At 41.8% G+C, this 18155-nt stretch carries 16 protein-coding genes; 5 read left to right on the top strand and 11 right to left on the bottom strand.

All coding sequences use genetic code 11. The features are described from left to right. Window positions 1–176 precede the first annotated feature (176 nt). The 5 genes from H7T93_RS01680 (at window position 177) to H7T93_RS01700 (ending at window position 4158) form a co-directional block, all read left to right on the top strand. The gene (locus H7T93_RS01680; RefSeq protein ID WP_201041598.1) at window positions 177–1343 is read left to right on the top strand and encodes a hydroxymethylglutaryl-CoA synthase; all 1167 of its coding nucleotides are present in this window, start codon (window positions 177–179) and stop codon (window positions 1341–1343) included. Window position 1344: 1 nt separating this feature from the next. Beyond that, entirely contained in the window at window positions 1345–2616 is a 1272-nt protein-coding gene (locus tag H7T93_RS01685; protein WP_110980889.1) for a hydroxymethylglutaryl-CoA reductase, degradative, read from the top strand. Window positions 2617–2788: 172 nt separating this feature from the next. Further along, on the top strand, window positions 2789–3238 hold the full coding sequence (locus tag H7T93_RS01690) for a DUF1836 domain-containing protein (protein WP_002885964.1): 450 nt from the start codon (window positions 2789–2791) through the stop codon (window positions 3236–3238). Next, window positions 3231–3908 (top strand): PAQR family membrane homeostasis protein TrhA, encoded by a 678-nt coding sequence (gene trhA, locus H7T93_RS01695; protein ID WP_037597545.1) that lies wholly within the window; start codon window positions 3231–3233, stop codon window positions 3906–3908. Before H7T93_RS01690 ends, trhA begins: the two co-directional genes overlap by 8 nt. Before the next feature lie 58 nt (window positions 3909–3966). After that, window positions 3967–4158 carry a PspC domain-containing protein gene (locus tag H7T93_RS01700; RefSeq protein WP_064523165.1) on the top strand — a complete coding sequence of 64 codons (192 nt, stop codon included), beginning with the start codon at window positions 3967–3969 and terminating at the stop codon, window positions 4156–4158. A gap of 74 nt (window positions 4159–4232) precedes the next feature. On the opposite strand, the gene H7T93_RS01705 is transcribed toward H7T93_RS01700, so the two are convergent. The 11 genes from H7T93_RS01705 to glmU form a co-directional block, all read right to left on the bottom strand. Continuing rightward, entirely contained in the window at window positions 4233–5291 is a 1059-nt protein-coding gene (locus H7T93_RS01705; protein ID WP_110980890.1) for a DUF3114 domain-containing protein, read from the bottom strand. Window positions 5292–5320: 29 nt separating this feature from the next. Next, entirely contained in the window at window positions 5321–6259 is a 939-nt protein-coding gene (locus H7T93_RS01710; protein ID WP_110980891.1) for an alpha/beta fold hydrolase, read from the bottom strand. A 47-nt stretch (window positions 6260–6306) separates the two neighbouring features. After that, complete coding sequence (gene thrS / locus H7T93_RS01715; protein ID WP_060971316.1) at window positions 6307–8253, bottom strand: threonine--tRNA ligase; 1947 nt, start codon at window positions 8251–8253, stop codon at window positions 6307–6309. A gap of 55 nt (window positions 8254–8308) precedes the next feature. Continuing rightward, window positions 8309–8632 (bottom strand): MazG-like protein, encoded by a 324-nt coding sequence (locus H7T93_RS01720; RefSeq protein ID WP_037601528.1) that lies wholly within the window; start codon window positions 8630–8632, stop codon window positions 8309–8311. Window positions 8633–8963: 331 nt separating this feature from the next. Further along, on the bottom strand, window positions 8964–10286 hold the full coding sequence (locus tag H7T93_RS01725; protein ID WP_073686452.1) for a glycosyltransferase family 4 protein: 1323 nt from the start codon (window positions 10284–10286) through the stop codon (window positions 8964–8966). After that, on the bottom strand, window positions 10287–11285 hold the full coding sequence (locus H7T93_RS01730) for a glycosyltransferase family 4 protein (RefSeq protein WP_107372731.1): 999 nt from the start codon (window positions 11283–11285) through the stop codon (window positions 10287–10289). It lies immediately after the preceding gene. A 130-nt stretch (window positions 11286–11415) separates the two neighbouring features. After that, on the bottom strand, window positions 11416–14451 hold the full coding sequence (locus H7T93_RS01735) for a Spy0128 family protein (RefSeq protein ID WP_201041599.1): 3036 nt from the start codon (window positions 14449–14451) through the stop codon (window positions 11416–11418). A 392-nt stretch (window positions 14452–14843) separates the two neighbouring features. Further along, entirely contained in the window at window positions 14844–15536 is a 693-nt protein-coding gene (locus tag H7T93_RS01740) for a 5'-methylthioadenosine/adenosylhomocysteine nucleosidase (protein ID WP_060972447.1), read from the bottom strand. 66 nt (window positions 15537–15602) lie between these two features. After that, the gene (gene macP, locus H7T93_RS01745) at window positions 15603–15863 is read right to left on the bottom strand and encodes a cell wall synthase accessory phosphoprotein MacP (protein WP_037602071.1); all 261 of its coding nucleotides are present in this window, start codon (window positions 15861–15863) and stop codon (window positions 15603–15605) included. 3 nt (window positions 15864–15866) lie between these two features. Then, window positions 15867–16415: an NUDIX hydrolase gene (locus H7T93_RS01750; RefSeq protein WP_073921966.1), complete on the bottom strand. Its 549-nt coding sequence runs from the start codon at window positions 16413–16415 to the stop codon at window positions 15867–15869. 75 nt (window positions 16416–16490) lie between these two features. Then, window positions 16491–17873 (bottom strand): bifunctional UDP-N-acetylglucosamine diphosphorylase/glucosamine-1-phosphate N-acetyltransferase GlmU, encoded by a 1383-nt coding sequence (glmU, locus tag H7T93_RS01755; RefSeq protein ID WP_073686456.1) that lies wholly within the window; start codon window positions 17871–17873, stop codon window positions 16491–16493. Between the last annotated feature and the right edge of the window lie 282 nt (window positions 17874–18155).

The following is an 18155-nucleotide window of genomic DNA, read 5'->3' on the forward strand; positions in this document are numbered from 1 at the left end:
CAAAAGGGTCATGTTCCCCAAAGGAAAGTCTTGTGAAATCCTCTAGTTCCTATCGAAACAGAAGATATAACTAACTATCAAAGTTTTTTCAAGGAGAAAGTGCTATTTTATGGTAAAATCACTATAGATTAGTATTCTCTGGATACTCTACAATGAAGAAAAAAAGGAAACATCATATGTCTATTGGAATTGATAAGATTGGTTTTGCGACCAGTCAATATGTTCTAAACATGGCTGATCTCGCTCTTGCCCGTGGGGCGGAGCCTGAAAAATTCAGCAAGGGGCTGATGCTTGATGCAACCAGTATTACGCCGATTACAGAAGATATTGTGACGCTTGCCTCTGATGCGGCGGCTGATATTTTAAATGACGATGACAAAAAAGCTATCGATATGGTCATCGTGGCTACTGAGTCTTCCATTGACCAGTCAAAGGCTGCTGCTGTCTATGTTCACAGTCTTTTGGGTATTCAACCTTTTGCCCGTTCTTTTGAGATGAAAGAAGCTTGCTACGCTGCAACTGCTGGACTTAACTATGCCAAATTGCACGTGGCAGCCCACCCAGATAGCAAGGTGCTGGTTATCGCTAGTGATATTGCCCGTTATGGTGTCGGATCTTCTGGTGAGTCAACCCAGGGAGCTGGTGCTGTAGCTATGCTAGTCAGTCAGAATCCACGTATTTTGGAGCTTACTGATGACAATGTAGCACAAACTCGTGATGTCATGGACTTCTGGCGCCCAAACTACAGTTCAACGCCTTATGTTCAAGGCATCTATTCAACCAAGCAGTACCTTGACAGTTTGAAGACAACTTGGGCAGCTTACCAAGAGCGTCATCAGGCTGACTTTGCTGATTTTACAGCTTTTTGTCTCCACCTTCCTTATCCTAAGCTAGCTCTTAAGGGACTTAATAAAATCATTCCAAAAGATTTGAATCCCGAGAATAAAGAGCGTTTAACAAACAACTTTGATGCTTCAATTACCTATAGTCGCCAAATTGGAAATATCTATACAGGGTCACTTTATCTTGGACTTCTTTCATTGCTTGAACAGTCGCAAGACCTTAAAGCAGGAGATAAGATTGGCTTCTTCTCTTACGGTTCTGGAGCTGTCTCTGAAATTTTCTCAGGACGTCTGGTTGAGGGCTACAAAGACCTGCTTCGTTCAGACCGTCTAGATACCTTTGCCAAACGTCAACCCTTGAGCGTTGCTGATTATGAAAAACTTTTCTATGAAGAGGCGCAGTTGGATGACACTGGCTCTACTCAATTCGCTGATTACCAAACCGGAGCTTTCCGTTTAACTGAAATCTCTGAACACCAACGTATCTATAAAGGAAATTAATATGACTAAACTCTCTTGGACTGGTTTTTCCAAGAAGACACCGCAAGAACGTAAAGAGCATTTGAAAAAGAATGCTCTTTTGTCTCAGGAAAATCAAGATCTTCTGGATAAGGACCAACAACTCACCCTTGAAACAGCCAACCAAATGGCTGAAAATGTTATTGGTCGATTTACACTTCCCTTTGCCGTTTGCCCAGATGTATTGGTAGACGGTGTAACCTACCAGGTTCCCATGGTTACTGAGGAACCTTCTGTCGTCGCCGCTGCTTCCTATGCTAGCAAGCTCATTAAGCGCTCTGGCGGTTTCACAACTACGATTCATAATCGTCAAATGATTGGCCAAGTTGCCCTTTTTGACGTTCCTGATAAAGCCGCTGCTTCAAGTAAAATTCAAGCAGCTAATCAGGACCTCATAGAGATTGCCAAAGAGGCTCATCCTTCTATTGTTAAGCGTGGGGGTGGCCCTCGCAAGCTCTGGACTGAGGCTAAGGGAGACTTCCTCATTGTCTATCTAGCCGTTGATACCCAAGAAGCCATGGGAGCCAATATGGTCAACACCATGATGGAAGCACTGGTGCCAGAACTGGAAAATCTCTCAGAAGGTCAAAGTCTCATGGCCATTCTCTCAAATCTTGCCACCGAGAGTCTAGTGACAGCAACTTGTCGTCTTAGCACACGCTTCCTCAGTCGTAACAAGGAAGACGCTCATGATTTAGCTAAGAAAATGGAGATGGCTAGCCAGTTGGCCCAGGTGGACCCTTACCGAGCAGCTACCCATAACAAGGGAATTTTCAATGGTATCGATGCCCTAGTTATTGCGACTGGCAATGATTGGCGAGCAGTTGAGGCTGGTAGCCATGCCTATGCTAGCAAGGATGGTAGCTACCGTGGCCTGTCCACATGGACTTATGACCAGGAGGCTAAAGAATTGGTGGGAGAATTAACCCTCCCCATGCCAATTGCAACCCGTGGCGGTTCAATCGGACTTAACCCTAGTGTTTCTATCGCCCATGACTTACTTAACCATCCAGATGCTAAAAACCTAGCTAGTATCATCGTTTCTCTTGGTTTGGCACAAAATCTGGCTGCTCTCAAAGCTCTGACTTCAACAGGTATCCAAGCAGGACATATGAAACTTCAGGCCAAATCTCTAGCCCTACTAGCCGGTGCTAGCCCTGAAGAGATGCCTCACGTTTTGGCTGAACTTCTCAAGGCCAAACATATGAATCAAGAAACTGCACAAGCAATTTTGGAGAAACTTAGAACCCCATAAAAAGAGATATTGAAGCAGTTTTAAAAAATAACTCTGCCATATCACATAAGAAATAAAGATGTTGAACATATTATCTCAACATCTTTTTCATTTCCCGTAAGTTCTGACTTGACTTAAATTTCTATAATGTTATAATCTGGTTATGAAAACTAGATAAAGAGGTTTTTATAATTTGACAACACAACAATACCCTCTCTGGGAAGAATTACCAGAGATTGAACTCTATTTGGATCAGGTTTTGCTCTATGTCAATCAGGTCACCCAAAGTACTTTGGGGCCAAACGACAAGGGGCTAACCGCCTCTATGGTCAATAATTATGTCAAACATGGCCATGTCGCAAAACCCATCAAGAAAAAATATAATGCTGCTCAGGTAGCTAGACTTATTGTCATCACTAGTCTGAAGACCGTCTTTGAGATTTCTGAGATTGCTAAAACCTTGGAAATCCTGCGTACAGATGCTGAAAGTCAAAAGAGTTACTACAATGACTTTGTAGCCTGTATGAATGGTCAGTTTCCCCAAGAGGCTCCGCAAGTCATACTCTCAGCCTGTCAGACGCTTCAATGCTACCGAGCTACCCATCAACTTTTGAACGACCTTGAAGGAGGAAACAATGTCTAATACTGCTACTTTTAATACTTCTCCCAACCTCAAACTCAGTAAAAAACTTAGCTTTGGTGAGGAAGTGGCTAACAGCGTGACTCACGCCGTCGGAGCTATGGCCATGCTAGTCTTATTGCCAATTACTGCTGTTCATGCCAACAACGGCTACGGCATGACTGCTGCCGTAGGGATGTCCGTTTTTGTCATCAGTCTCTTCCTCATGTTTTTGAGTTCAGCCATCTATCATGCTATGGATTATAACTCACCCCACAAGATGGTTCTAAGAATTATTGACCACAGCATGATTTATATCGCCATTGCTGGAAGCTACACCCCTGTTGCCCTCTCACTGGTTGGCGGATGGCTAGGCTACAGCATCATCGTCCTCCAATGGGGAACAACAATTTTTGGTATTCTTTACAAAATCTTTGCTAAAAAAATCAACGAAAAATTCTCCCTCTTCCTCTATCTGATGATGGGATGGTTGGTTATCTTCATTATTCCAGCTATCGTCACTAAGACAGGACCTGCCTTTTGGGGACTCATGCTTGCTGGAGGATTGTCATACACGGTTGGTGCAGCTTTCTATGCTAAGAAAAAACCATACTTCCACATGATTTGGCACCTCTTCATCATGTTGGCTTCGGCTCTTCAATATATGGGGATTGTCTACTTTATGCTTCCTTAAAGCCAATACTAGACATCAAGGTGTTATGGTATAATAAGGAAGTACGGAGGTAAATCATATGAAAAAAGAACTCAGAAGAGATCCAAACAACAAAATTATTGCCGGTGTTTGTTCTGGTATCGCTAAATATCTTGACACTGACCCTGTCATTATTCGCCTTATTTGGGCTGCAGCGATCTTCTTATTTGGAACAGGTTTTCTTTTCTACATCATTTGCTGGATTATTATCCCAGAAGAAAGCAAGTGGTAAGCTGTAATTGAATATACAAAAAAGTGATACAGACCTAAATTTCTTACCATTTAGGTCCATATCACTTTCTTTTTTTATTTTCTCAAGCGGAAAATCAAATAGCTGACATTAACAAGGAGTAAAACACTCCAAAGAATGAGAAAGGGAATATTTCCTCGGACAGCATTGTGCCAAATACCTAGGGCGTATAAGGCCATAAATACTAGTGATCCTAGAACTGCTGTTCCTTTATTGTTTTGTGGTTGTTTAGACATATGAACCTCCTTTATTTGCTTTTTCTGAACTGGTTTAAAGCCATAAACCATGGCGAGAAAAAGTCTGGCTTGACGTTTGACATCATTAGCCAAAGATCTGTGTGACTGAGCATAGATACCATTTGGATTGTAAAAAGACCTGTCAAAATGCTCAGGCTCTTTTCGGCCCCACTTCTTTCTCAATTTGTTGGGTGATCGAAAACCCTTGGTCATCCGATTACGAAAGGCAGGATCATGTGGTTGAACCGGCTCCACATCCAGTTGCCAGTGGCGCTTGAAATTGCCATAGTTGAAACTAGCACCATTAACCACTCCACTCTCAGTCACCTGCTCCGCATCGACCTCATTGAGAAAATTTCCCTGACTATCCAAAATAAACTCAATCCGATTATAGAGAAGAATTTTTAAATTAACACTAGGAATTCCATCTGGATAAATCCCCTTGCCATCACAGAAAGAAATCTTTTGGTGCAGACGCCCCTGATCAAACATGGTGAAAGGTTTCCATCTGAGATAGACAGCTAAAGCTTCTTTGTCTGTCATCCCTGTTTTTTTATAATGTGTCCTCACATACTGGGCCTGTTGACTAGAAATCAGGTAACGTAACTGATGGATTTGTCGCTCAATAGAGAATTTTTTAGATAAGCTGTCCTCAGGAAAAGCCAAATCTACTAACCTGGCAACATCCTTCCAGAAAGCATCATGAGGCGCCAAGTCAGGGTCAAAATAGGATAATAAACGCTGAGTTTCCTTTATCTCCCCAGATAGATCCTCTGGCATCTCTATATAAGCAAGCAATAACTTCAGCACCTGCAGTGGCTGGTATTCCTTTTGCCATTCCTTCCATAAGCTAGAAAAGGCTTTTGAGCCTATGAGCATCTCATCTCTCCTCAATAACATAAGTTAGTTTAATCAGTGGTCCCTTTTATGAAGTCCTCTATCTTAGCAACTACCTCTTTGGTCTGATAGTGATAAAGATAATGTGGGGCATCATAAAAAGTCAGTGCGATATTTTTCTGGTCCTTTGCAAATCTGGCCGCATAATTTCGCCACTCCTCCTTGCTAAAACTCGTGCCTTCTCCATTAGAAACCAAAAGTAAGGTGGGGATTTGTGAATCTATCTTATCATCAACCTTTTTAGCATTTTCCTTAACAGATAGGCTCTCATTTAACATAGCTTGTGACAGTATTTGACGATAAGCTATTCGTTGATAGAGGCGTCGATCACTACTACTTAGATTTTCATTAGGCACATATAAGCGACTCGGTATATACCTTAAAAGACCTAATTGACTTCCCAAACGAGCCATACGTAAAATCTGGGAATGCATTCTCAATTGTGAATAACTCTCTGGTAGAGCCCAATCTAAGCCGATGACTGCCTGTATTTCACTTGGATATTTTTCTTGCCACAAAAGCGTTTCTAAGGAGGCCATCGAATGAGAAAGAATAATATAAGGACCTGATACTTGTGCCTTGGCTAGGGCTTGACGTGTCTCAGAAAGAACCTCAGACACATCTCTGGACTTAGATGTGTCCTCACTATAACCATAGCCAGCTCTCTCTACAACGACTATCTTATACTGCTTAGAAAGCCCATCATACAAGTCTTTAAAATCTAGAATGGGAGAGGCCGTTCCAGCACCAGATAGAAAAACTAAGGTTTGTGGACCATTTCCCTTCACAAAGACGCTCATGTCATGGCCATTCACAGACACCATTTGCCCCATAGGGTTGAGAGAAGCCTTTTCTCTTTGCAAGGCTAATCTATGATAGATAAAGCTAGCCAGTAACAAGACTAGAACTGCTCCCATCAGAAATAAAAGTCTTTTCATAAAAACATGCATGGTTTATCCTACTAAAAAGTCAGTTAGCTTAGCTAACCGACCCTTTTTTATTCGGCATCTGGGCGTGATTTGCGAGCAATATCAGCAAGGATATTTTCTACAAATTCTGACACAGCTTCTGTATGTGTTTGTTTTTGTCCATAACGACGAACGTTAACAGTTCCGTCTTCCATTTCCTTATCACCAACAATCAATTGATAAGGGATTTTTTGTGTTTGAGACGCACGAATCTTGTATTGCATTTTCTCGTTACGTTCATCCACTTCAACACGGATACCACGGTCACGAAGTTGTTTAGCAACTTCCCAAGCATAATCTGTGTGGGCTTCATTTGAAACTGGGATAACAGTTACTTGTTGAGGTGCCAACCAAGTTGGGAAGGCTCCTTTGTAGTTTTCAATAAGAATAGCTGTAAAGCGTTCCATTGTTGAGATAACCCCACGGTGAATCATAACTGGACGGTGTTCTTCTCCATCAGCTCCGATGTATTTAAGGTCAAAACGTTCTGGAAGCAAGAAGTCCAATTGGATAGTAGAAAGGGTTTCTTCATTACCAAGGGCAGTCTTCACTTGGATATCAAGTTTTGGACCGTAGAAGGCAGCTTCACCTTCTGCTTCAAAGTAGTCAAGTTCCATGTCATCCATAGCTGATTTCAACATGCTTTGAGCATTTTCCCACATTTCGTCATTGTCAAAATATTTGTGAGTATCTTTAGGGTCACGATATGACAAACGGAAACGATAGTCAGTCAAGTTGAAATCTTCGTAAACATCGATAATCAATTGAAGCGTACGTTGGAACTCATCTTTGATTTGTTCAGGTGTTACGAAAGTATGACCATCATTAAGTGACATTTCACGTACACGTTGAAGTCCTGTAAGGGCACCAGATTTTTCATAACGGTGCATCATACCAATTTCAGCGATACGGATAGGCAATTCACGATAAGAGTGGACATGGTGTTTGTAAACTTCGATGTGGTGAGGACAGTTCATTGGACGAAGGACAAAGGCTTCACCATCTCCCATATCCATTGTTGGGAACATATCTTCACGGTAATGATCCCAGTGACCTGAAGTTTTATAAAGTTCAACTGAGGCAATTGGTGGAGTGTAGACGTGTTGGTAGCCTGCTGCTACTTCCTTGTCCACGATGTAGCGTTCCAAGACACGACGAATTGTCGCACCGTTTGGTAACCAGAATGGAAGACCTTGACCAACCTCTTGAGAAATCATGAACAAATCAAGTTCTTTACCAAGTTTACGGTGGTCACGTTCTTTAGCTTCTTCAAGGCGTTTAAGGTAAGCCTTGAGATCTTTTTTATCGAACCAAGCTGTACCATAAATACGTTGCATCATAGCATTATCGCTATTTCCACGCCAGTAGGCACCTGCAACATTCAAAAGGTGGAAAACTTGGATACGACCAGTTGATGGCACGTGTGGGCCACGGCAAAGATCAACGTATTCACCTTGACGGTAGATAGTCAAACCACCTTCGTCTTCTGAGTGTTCTTCAATCAATTCCAATTTATATGGGTCATTTTTGAAGATTTCACGCGCCTCGTCTTTTGTCACTTCTTCACGGATTGATGGGAAGTTTTCTTTAACGATTTTCTTCATTTCTTCTTCGATACGAGGAAGATCTTCGTTAGAAATTTGACCAGCTTGGTTGTCAGTATCGTAGTAGAAACCATCTTCGATAGCTGGACCAACACCCAAGTGGATGTCTGGGAAGAGGCGACGAGCTGCTTGTGCAAACAAGTGAGCCGCTGAGTGACGCAAAATTGGAAGGGCATCTTCGTGATCTGGTGTCACGATTTCAATGCTTCCATCTTCAGTGATAGCACGTGTAGTATCAATCAATTTACCGTTGAATTTACCAGCAAGAGCTTTCTTAGCCAAAGAGTTGCTGATAGATTGTGCAATTTCAAAAGTTGTAACGCCGGATTCGAATTCACGAACAGCGCCATCTGGAAAAGTAATGTTAATCATAATTTTCTCCTTTTATTATTTCATAGTTTCTAAGCATTGACTTTTTATTAGCAGACTACTTCCTAGTCTGAATGTTCAACTGCTTTTCTTTATCAGAGAGGAAGTTTTCCATTTCCGTCAGGATGTCTATATCCAAACGTTGAGAAAGTTCTACTAGCCACCAGATATTTTCTGAAAGTTTATGTTCCAGTGTGTAAGGTGTTTCATCATAGTAGCGTCCTTGCTTGGTCATCACTAATCGTTGGAAATTTCCAATATCATTCGATAAAGCCAAGAGGTCTTCTTCTACCGTCCACTTGGAACCATGATGCTTAACTTCCAGATTGTGATAAGCTTGTCGGATTGCCCAACTGCGCTCCACTAATTCTTGCAACTCCATAGTTAATCTCCTCATAAAAAATTGCGACATCCAAAAAGGACGTCGCAACGTGGTTCCACCTTAGTTCGTGTACGACAAAAAATGCGTCTGTCCTACACCTCTGATTGGCTCTAACGTGGCCACCGTTTTATGTTTGCATAAAAAATTTATCGAGTAGTCCCAATCATGTCCTCTGCGTGATTCCCAGCGACACACGCTCTCTGAAAGATTTCCCATGACTGATATGTCTCTATGCGTTATTATAGCATGAAACTGTAATTTTTCAAGCTAATTATCTCTTTTATTAATCAATTCTAAGATTTTACCTGACTAGGAAAATCTGATAGCTTTCCTAATCCAAAAGTTTCGTGATATTTTTGATTTTCTTGACCTGTTTGGCTGATCCTTTGAGGATACGAACAGAACCATTAACAGGCAAGGTAATAGCCTTGGTTGGCAAGTAAGTCACCATACGCGTCAAGCGTTTCATGGTACCATCTTCACCATTCAAATCATTGTGGAAATCCTTAGAAATCGTGAGGTCCAAGTAATACTCATAGACACGTTTTCCAAAGTTTTCGGCAGAAATTTCATAGAGCTTCTCAGCCCACTTTGTCTCATCTTTTTCCGGCGTTGCTATAGCCGCTTCCAAAATTGCCCCAGCTAAATCATTATCATGATAATAAAGCGTTCCAAACATCTGGTCCGTAATCACATTATCCAAATAAGGATTTCCATGAGCAATAATCGGAGTACCGCTAGCCAAGGCTTCCAGATAGGTCAAGCCCTGAGTCTCACTGGTTGATGCCGAGATGAAGAAATTAGCAGCCTTATAGTAAAGAGCTGTTTCGCCAGGTGCAATCATACCTGTGAAAACCACCTTATCCAGAATACCAAGTTTCTTGGCTTGGGACTTCAGGTCTGGTAGGTAAGGGCCATCGCCAGCAACAACTAACCGAACCTTATCGTCTTCCTCTAAAACCGAAGGTAGAGCCGCCAGAACTGCTTGGATATTTTTCTCATAAGAGACACGAGACAAGCTCAACAACATGGTTTCATCCGAAGCAATACCAAGCTTGGCTCTCAAGTCCGCTACATCTTCTTCGGTAATCTCTGGACGCTGGAATTTTTCAAGTTCAATGCCTGTTGGAATGACCCGTTTTTCAGCAGCAATCTTGTACTTGAGTAAAAGGTCATAAACAATCTCGCTCGGACAGATAACCCCATCCAGATCGCTCATAAAGCCACGAACAATGTACTTAACCATACTTGGACGGATGACCATACCTTTGGCAATATAGCGGACATAGTCTTCATACTGAGTATGATAGGTGTGCACAACAGGAATCCTAAGTTCACGCGCAATGGCAATCCCTAGAAGCCCCAAGGAGAACTCTGTCTGCGTGTGAATAATATCAAGCTTGTACTGTTTTGCAATTTCTAGAGCCTTAGAAAAGCCACGATAAGCCACTCGGCGATCCTTAAAAGCAAAGAAAGGCACACTAGGAATACGGACAATCTGCCAGTCTTCATAGCGGTCAACATCTCTATCAGTCGTGGTAAAGATAAAGACTGTATGCCCCATTTTTTCCAACTGCGTCTTCAGTGTGCGAATACTGGTCGCAACACCTGATACCTGTGGAAAATAGGTATCTGTAAACAATCCGATACGCATTTAAATCTCCAATACTTCTTTGTAGGCTTCAACAAGTTTTTGGGCGACATCATCAATCGAGCGACTTTCCGCAACCTTGTAACCTTCTTCACGTTTGTCCACTTTACCATCGATAATATCTTGCAAGGCAACTACAAATTCGTCCACGTTATGCCCGAATGAAGCAGATTTGTCATCAACCCAGCCCTCATAAACAGGAATATCACGCAAAACCACATGTTGGTGACTGGCAAAGGCCTCTAGCACTACGATTCCTTCGGTTTCCTCATAGGACGGAAAAAAGAAGGCGTTAGCACCACTCATAGCTCCCTGGAAGACGGCTCCCTTGAAGTAACCTGGGAAGCTGACATTATCAGGATGCTTACCATTGACAATGTCTCGAATCTTCTTAGGAATCAGCCATTTGCTGATACTACCTAACCAAATGAAACGAACATGAGGCATCTTTTCGGCAACCTTGACGAAATCTTCAATTCCCTTGCGTTGGAAATAAAGACCCGCACAAATAACCACTGGCTGTCCTTCCTCGATACCAAAGTAGTCTCGGAAAACTTTTTCCTTACGTGGATCCTTACCGTATTTTTTTAGATCAATCCCATTTGAAACAGCAATGATTGGTGTGGTAACTCCGTAAGACTGAATCAATTTTTTGGAATACTCAGATGGTGTAATCACGTAATCGGCCTTTTGATACATGTGGGCCAAATATTTCCCAAAAAGTGGGGCTAAAAGGTTAGAACCGATGAATGAATTCTCAAAGTCTTCACGTGTCGAATGACCATGCATGATGACCTTCTTGCCACGGCGTTTTGCAGCATGCAACAACATCAAGCTACGTGGACCATAAGTATTAATATGAACGACATCGTAATCACCCAAGATGTCCGTTGTATAGGGAATCCCCGCCAAGTCCAAGGCATGCATCTGATGGTGGAGAGCCCGTCCGATTCCTGATTTTTCAAGAACCGATTTTCCTTCAAGATAAAGTAGAACTTTCATACTCCTCATTATAGCTTAATTTAGTAGAAATTTCATCCTGCAGTTGGCTTTATCTTGATTTCTCATTTAATGAGATAGGCATTCCAACACTAAAAAAGATCGAGCATTCTCGATCTTTTAGGTCATCATCTTAAACGTCTTTACGGCGACGATGGCTATATGCTACACCCATGACTGCTGCCATTTCTGCTGCCACACCGAGGGCAAGCAAGGCAGTATCGTTAGCTTGACCAGTCTCTGGAAGTTGAGGTCCTGATTTCTCAGAGGATTGAACTGGCTTAGCTGGTTTTGGCGTCACCGGTGGAGTAGGCGGTGTTGGTGGTGTTGGTGGTGTTGGCGGAACCACTGGTGGTTTCGGTGGGACACTTGGTGGTGTCGGTGGTGTTGGCGGTGTAGGAGGTTTTGGAGGAATGTAACTATTGTTAAATTCTGTATCCAAAGGAAGGAGAACTGCTGCTACAAGCAGATTTTCCTTTTCACCCACAGTCTTGGTAACAGTCACCTGGAATTTAGCTACCATGTTATCATAAACCACATCGGCTTCATTACCCTTGACTTCTTCAACAGTGTAGTAGTAAACACCTGGTTTGTCATAGACAATGTTTTCAAAACTAATGTTTCCTTTTGCATTATTGGTCACTGTTTGGATAACATTACCCTTGTCGTCCTTAAGAACGAAGCTAAATTCACCATCTTTGAGGTTACGGCCCGTAAGAACCTTGGTCAATTCGAATTTGGCCTTGGCTGGTTGCACTTCTTTAACATAGTTATTAAAGACAGTGTCTTTTGGATTAGCGACCGTTGATACCAAAGCATCCCCATCTCGGGTCACTGTAATCCAGACAGTCGCTTTCATACCATCATAGATGATATCTTCGTTAGTTCCCTTAACTTCTTCAACAGTATAAGTGTAAGTTCCTGCCTTATCAAAGTGAAGTTCACTAAATGCAACACGACCATCAGCTGTATTTCCAACAGTTTCGACAATATGGCCTGCACTATCTTTGAGGACAAATTGGAACTCATTAGCAGTCAAAGTTTGGTTAACACCTGCCTTAGTCAATTCCTTACTGAACTGAATAGCAGCTTTAGCTGGAGTCACAAACTTGTTGTTAAAGATGGTGTCTTTTGGATTAACTACGGTTGAAACAAGAGCATCACCATCACGTGTTACCGTGATAGAAACAGCAGCTTTCATCGTATCATAGACAATTGCATCATCCTTACCTGCAAGTTCTTCAACAGTGTAGTTGTAGGTACCAACCTTGTTAAAGGTCAACTCACTAAAGGCAACCTGACCGTCAGCTGTATTTCCAACAGTCTCAAGGACTTTTCCAAAGCGATCTTTGAGAACAAATTGGAATTGATCTGCTTTTAGATCTTGCTTAACACCTGCCTTGGTCAATTCCTTACCAAATGCAATTTTGGCCTTGGCTGGTGTTACTAATTTATTGTTAAAGATAACGTCTTCTGGATAGGCAACCTTGGCAACCAATTTAACTTGGTTATCTACAGTTTCACGAACAACCTGAATAGTGATATTGGCTTCGAGCTTGTCGTATACCACATCTTCGTCATTGCCCGGAACCTCAGTCACACGATAATGATAGACGCCTGGCTTGCTAAGTGAGAGATTTGAAAAGACAATTTTACCCTTGGCATCATTAGTGGTTTCCCCTAAGTCAACAGGATTGGCACTATCCGTCACATCAACTAGTTTGAAGGTGAATTCTTTGTCCTTGAGGTCTCTGCCTGCCAAGTCCTTCTCAAGTTCAAGATTGAAATGAGCGAGATTATCCCCGATGGCATCTCCACGACCTCCAACTAAGCGAATGGTTGACTTGTAAGAATCAGAAACAACATCCGCATGGAGTTTAATACGGTTGACAGGGTTGGTTGATTCTTCAACAGGTTTTGTCAAACGGGTTTGATACCAAACATAAACCATGCGGTCCAACTGATTGAGTTTAAGCTCAAAATGGGTGTCGTCATAAGAGAAACTCTTAATCAGGTCCATAGCCGATCCCTTGTCAATCCAAGGACTTGCTGAATCAATGTAGCGGAGTTGCAAAGAACCGTCCACAAATCGTTGATTGTCAGACCAAGTGTCAATCAATCTCAAGTTGTTAAGAACACGACGTGAGTAGTTAAGACGCATCTGCCAATTCAAAAGCGTCGGATCATTCTTGTCTTGACTACCCCACTTAGAAATAACCTCTTGACCTGGAGGAGGTGACTGCACTTTACCCACTGAAACATGAATGATACGTCCCTCAAAATCAAGAGTAAGATGTTCCCCTTCATCTACTTCTTCAGAATAAAGGGTATCCAACTCCAAACTCATGAGCTTATTGTTGGGATGTGTTTGGAAATAATTATTAAAGGTCGTTGTGACACGATTCTTCTCAGGATCAATTTGAGCCAGACCTACAATTTGATTGTCTGGATTATAGACATTAATATCGTATCTAGTACGGAAACGCAACTGCTCAGGCAAATTAAAAATGACCTGATCCCCTTCATTGATGGTCATATCATCAGGGAAAGGAATATTGTGGTAGATTACCTTGCTAGTCGCGTACTTGCTATTTCCATTTGGAAATTCCATTTCCACATCAGGATTTTGAACATTAATTTCAGTTCCTGTCTTAGTCACCTTGACATCCGCTGGAATTGGACGACTTAGATTGGTAACCTTAAGTCCGAAATTATCAGATGAAGTGGAACTACTATTACTTGCTGCAGCAAGTTCGCTAGCACTAGCTTCTCGTGTTTCACTAACAGTTACAGGTTTCTCACTAAGAGTTTCACTAGTCTTATCTTGCGATGAACTAGTTCGTTCAGAGCTTGCAACCGTTTGCTCTTGACGCGCAACTTCACTAGAAATAGCAGTCACTGAGATAGCACTTGTACTTTCTGCCTGAACAGTAGGTTCAGCTGTCACTTCTTGACTTGAAGAACTAGTGTTTGTCCTTTGGCCTCCACCATCAGACTCACTGGCTTCCTCAAGTACACTCGTAGCTGGCTGTCCCGTAGGCTCTTCAGCTTGTTCTGCATTAGCGGTACTTACACCAAAAACTGCAGACGAAAGTAAGACCGAAGCAACGCCCACCGTAAACTTACGGATGGAGAAACGCTGCCTCGAATCACCGAATAGGTTATTCATGATTCTATCCTCCCATTTTTACAAATCTTAACATTTTTGTAACCCTTTTCAACCAGAATTATACACTATTTTCAGAACTTTGCAAGAAAATTATTTACCCCTTTGGAGGTTTTGTAAAGATTTCTAAGATATCAATAGATAGTGAAATTTTTAAACCCTTATATTATAGGCTTTCTTTCGGAGTCTCTCTTTTAATATTGTTTTTCTTTCTCATTTTATTGCCATAATTTTAATTCAAAATTTGTCTAAAAAATACTAAAATTCAGATTTTCTCTTTGAAAAATGAGAGGATTATCTTGTCTAAAGGAAGAAAAAAACTACCATTCTTAAAGGAATAACAGTCGTCTTTAAATTAATTAAGAAAATGAGCATAAACACTCATTTAAAGTATTTTAGGCAAGCTCTTTGAGAAACTCCACTAAGATAGCAGCTGATTGTTTCCCCGCCTGAATAATGAATTCGTCAAAAGTAATATTAGCGTCATGGGCTGCTGTATCACTCATAGCACGAACAACGATGAAAGGTTTCTTGACACTATGTGCAGCTTGAGCAATGGCTGCTCCTTCCATTTCCACGGCTAAGACTTCTGGAAAGTGCCCTTTAATAGCATCAATCTTATCCTGACCTGCAATAAAGCTATCACCAGTCGCAATAAGACCAATTTTAGAGTCGATAGAGGCTTGAGCCAAAACCTTTTCAAAAGTCTCTACAAAGCTAGGGTCACTTTCAAAGTAGAGTGGCTGCATAGACATTTGCCCATAGTCATAGCCAAATGCTGTCAAGTCAACATCGTGATAGGCCAATTTTGATGCCACAACGACATCTCCAATTTTAAGTCCAGGTGCTACTGCTCCTGCAGAACCAGTGTTAATGAGGGCATCAACGCCAAAGTGGTCTGCCAAAACAGCCACAGACATGGCTGACATAACCTTACCGACACCTGATTGTACCAAAACGACGTCGTGTTTTCCCAAGCGTCCTGTGTAGTAGGTATTGCCAAGAACAGTTTCTTCAACCTTATTTTCCAATTGCTCCACTAGAAGCACTAACTCCTGCTCCATGGCAGCGATAATTCCAATTTTCATATAGTTCCTTTTCAGCTTGTAATCTTGTCTGAATCAGTAGACAGAGCTATCTGACTCATAGACTTATTAGAAATAAAAGACAGCAATGAAGAGAATAATCAAGAGGACGACAACCCAAAAGAGGATGCGATTAAGCTTGTGTTGGAATTGATTGCGTTTAGCATTCTCAATCCGACGGCTCTTGTAAGCAGAGGGCTGATAATTAGCTTCATAGTCCTCATCATAGAACTCTTGATCATAGTCCTCATAATAAGGATGTTCCTCTAAATCGATTTCCCCACGCTTAGCCTGCTCAATGACATCGTCAGTCAAAAGTGGCTTACTCATAACTTATTTTCCTCCAAAATGAAGTGCATAGTATTGGAGAGCGATGATGGTTTTAGCATCTTGAATTGCACCTGAAGCTACGAGTTCCATACATTCCTCATAAGTCAACTCATAGATTTCAAGAAACTCATCTTCGTCAAGTGGGCGTGGATTTTCAACAGGCTTGAGGTTTGTAGCCACATAGAGCTTGATTTTTTCATTACAGAAACCAATGGCTGTGTAAAACTCATGAATCAATTTAAGTTCACCCTTATACTGAGTCTCCTCTTCAAGTTCACGCGCTGCTGCAGTCATCTCTTCACCAGCCTCACCAACTTCCAGTTTACCCGCAGGAATCTCGTAGGAAACCGCCTCAATAGCCTTGCGGTATTGTTTGACGATAATGATTTTTCCTTCTGGGGTAACCGCTAAAACAGCTACTGCTCCCTTGTGGAAGATGAGCTCACGACCAGCCGTCTTACCGTCTGGCAAGAGGACCTCGTCTACTGCAACTTCAAAAATATGTCCCTTAAATTTTGACTCACGTTTGAGTGTTTTTTCTTCAAACTCCATGAATTGACTCCTTTTACTTCTGACCTCATTCTAAGCTGGTTTTATAAGAATAACCAAGCTCAGATAGCCTTAAGCCTACTTTTGTTGGCTTGGGTGGTGAGGTTTCTTAATGGCATAGCCTTCTTTATTGACCTGACGGCCACGTCCAATGGCTACGCTGTCCGCTGGCACATCATCTGTAATAGTTGAACCAGCTGCTGTGAGGGCGTTATCCCCAATTTCAAGCGGTGCAATCAAGGTTGAATTGCTTCCGATAAAGACGTTGTTAGCAATTTGGGTCTTGAATTTATGTTGACCATCATAGTTAACGGTAATTGTTCCAGCACCAAAGTTAACGTCAGAACCAACTTCCGCATTACCAATGTAAGTCAAGTGTCCAGCCTTGGTATTTTCACCGATAGTAGAACCTTTAACCTCAACAAAGTTACCGATATGAACATCTTTTTTGAGGGTTGAATCTGGACGAACATGGGCAAATGGACCAACAGTAACACCTTCTTCAACCACTGAGTGCTCAATCATAGAGTTAGTGATAACAGTATTGGCACCGATAGTTGAATCAACAATATAAGTCCCATTGGTAAGCACTGACTCTGCACCGACTTTAGTTTGCCCTTTAAGCGTAACATTGGCTTCAATGACAACGTCTGGCTCAATTTCCACATCCACATCGATATAAGTAGCATTTGGATTTTGGAAAGTAACACCATTAACCATGTGAGCTTGGTTGATGCGACGACGCATAACATCTTCTGCCGTAGCCAAGGCAACACGGTCGTTAACCCCGAGACTTTCTTCAAAGTCACGAAGAGTGAAGGCACCTACTTTTTCACCATTCTCACGGAAAATAGAAATAACATCAGTCAAATAGTATTCCCCTTGAGCGTTGTTGGTGTTGATATTTTTAAGTGCTTCGAAGAGGCGTTTATTATCAAAAACGTAAGTCCCTGTATTGATTTCTTTAACCTGTTGTTCAAACTCGTTGGCATCTTTTTGCTCAACAATCTTAGTCACTTCGCCATTTTCGTTACGGATAATACGACCATAACCAAACGGATTGTCCGCAGTTGCAGTCAAGATAGTGGCAACATTTTTGTGATTAACATGGAAATCAATAAGGTTTTTAAGGCTTTCACCGGTAATCAAAGGCGTGTCACCGGCGATAACAAGCGTTTGCCCTTCAAGTCCAGCCAACTCTTCTTCAGCCATCATTACTGCGTGACCAGTCCCCAACTGCTCAGTTTGCATAGTGAAGGCAGATTGACCGTCCAAAACCTCACGAACAAGCTCAGCCTTGTGACCAATAACAGTAACGTTTTTAGCTGGTTCGATAGCTGAAACTGCACGGAAGACATGCTCAAGCATAGTGATGCCTGAAACCTTGTGCAATACTTTTGGAAGATCTGATTTCATGCGAGTTCCTTTACCCGCAGCAAGGATAATAGCGTAATTACTCATTTTCTTTTTCCTTCTTAAGATTTATTTGTGATGGTTTCCTTCGAGGCGGTCTTAGCCTTGAGCCCCAAATCTCAGGACCTCAACCTCCCACTGGGATAGCCTACGAAAGAAAGGGGCCTTGAAAACATAGTCTCTCATTTCTTAGAAAAGATGTCCTCATAACAGACGTTTTTTAGGGCCTCTGATTATCTATAATCGCCCTATTATACCATAAATGAAAAGGTTTTGGCAGAATGAAAGGTAATGAAAAAAGAGCTGACGCTCTTTTTCTAAGAATAGTTA

Origin of the sequence: Streptococcus sp. 9.1 (assembly GCF_016648815.1) — a bacterium.
Lineage (GTDB): Bacteria > Bacillota > Bacilli > Lactobacillales > Streptococcaceae > Streptococcus > Streptococcus salivarius_E.

What these genes read in the sequence shown, in the direction of transcription:
- H7T93_RS01680 (WP_201041598.1), top strand. Translation starts at nt 177, where the DNA reads ATGTCTATTGGAATTGATAAGATTGGTTTTGCGACCAGTCAATATGTT.
- H7T93_RS01685 (WP_110980889.1), top strand. Translation starts at nt 1,345, where the DNA reads ATGACTAAACTCTCTTGGACTGGTTTTTCCAAGAAGACACCGCAAGAA.
- trhA (WP_037597545.1), top strand. Translation starts at nt 3,231, where the DNA reads ATGTCTAATACTGCTACTTTTAATACTTCTCCCAACCTCAAACTCAGT.
- H7T93_RS01700 (WP_064523165.1), top strand. Translation starts at nt 3,967, where the DNA reads ATGAAAAAAGAACTCAGAAGAGATCCAAACAACAAAATTATTGCCGGT.
- H7T93_RS01705 (WP_110980890.1), bottom strand. Translation starts at nt 5,291, where the DNA reads ATGCTCATAGGCTCAAAAGCCTTTTCTAGCTTATGGAAGGAATGGCAA.
- H7T93_RS01710 (WP_110980891.1), bottom strand. Translation starts at nt 6,259, where the DNA reads ATGCATGTTTTTATGAAAAGACTTTTATTTCTGATGGGAGCAGTTCTA.
- thrS (WP_060971316.1), bottom strand. Translation starts at nt 8,253, where the DNA reads ATGATTAACATTACTTTTCCAGATGGCGCTGTTCGTGAATTCGAATCC.
- H7T93_RS01720 (WP_037601528.1), bottom strand. Translation starts at nt 8,632, where the DNA reads ATGGAGTTGCAAGAATTAGTGGAGCGCAGTTGGGCAATCCGACAAGCT.
- H7T93_RS01725 (WP_073686452.1), bottom strand. Translation starts at nt 10,286, where the DNA reads ATGCGTATCGGATTGTTTACAGATACCTATTTTCCACAGGTATCAGGT.
- H7T93_RS01730 (WP_107372731.1), bottom strand. Translation starts at nt 11,285, where the DNA reads ATGAAAGTTCTACTTTATCTTGAAGGAAAATCGGTTCTTGAAAAATCA.
- H7T93_RS01735 (WP_201041599.1), bottom strand. Translation starts at nt 14,451, where the DNA reads ATGAATAACCTATTCGGTGATTCGAGGCAGCGTTTCTCCATCCGTAAG.
- H7T93_RS01740 (WP_060972447.1), bottom strand. Translation starts at nt 15,536, where the DNA reads ATGAAAATTGGAATTATCGCTGCCATGGAGCAGGAGTTAGTGCTTCTA.
- macP (WP_037602071.1), bottom strand. Translation starts at nt 15,863, where the DNA reads ATGAGTAAGCCACTTTTGACTGACGATGTCATTGAGCAGGCTAAGCGT.
- H7T93_RS01750 (WP_073921966.1), bottom strand. Translation starts at nt 16,415, where the DNA reads ATGGAGTTTGAAGAAAAAACACTCAAACGTGAGTCAAAATTTAAGGGA.
- glmU (WP_073686456.1), bottom strand. Translation starts at nt 17,873, where the DNA reads ATGAGTAATTACGCTATTATCCTTGCTGCGGGTAAAGGAACTCGCATG.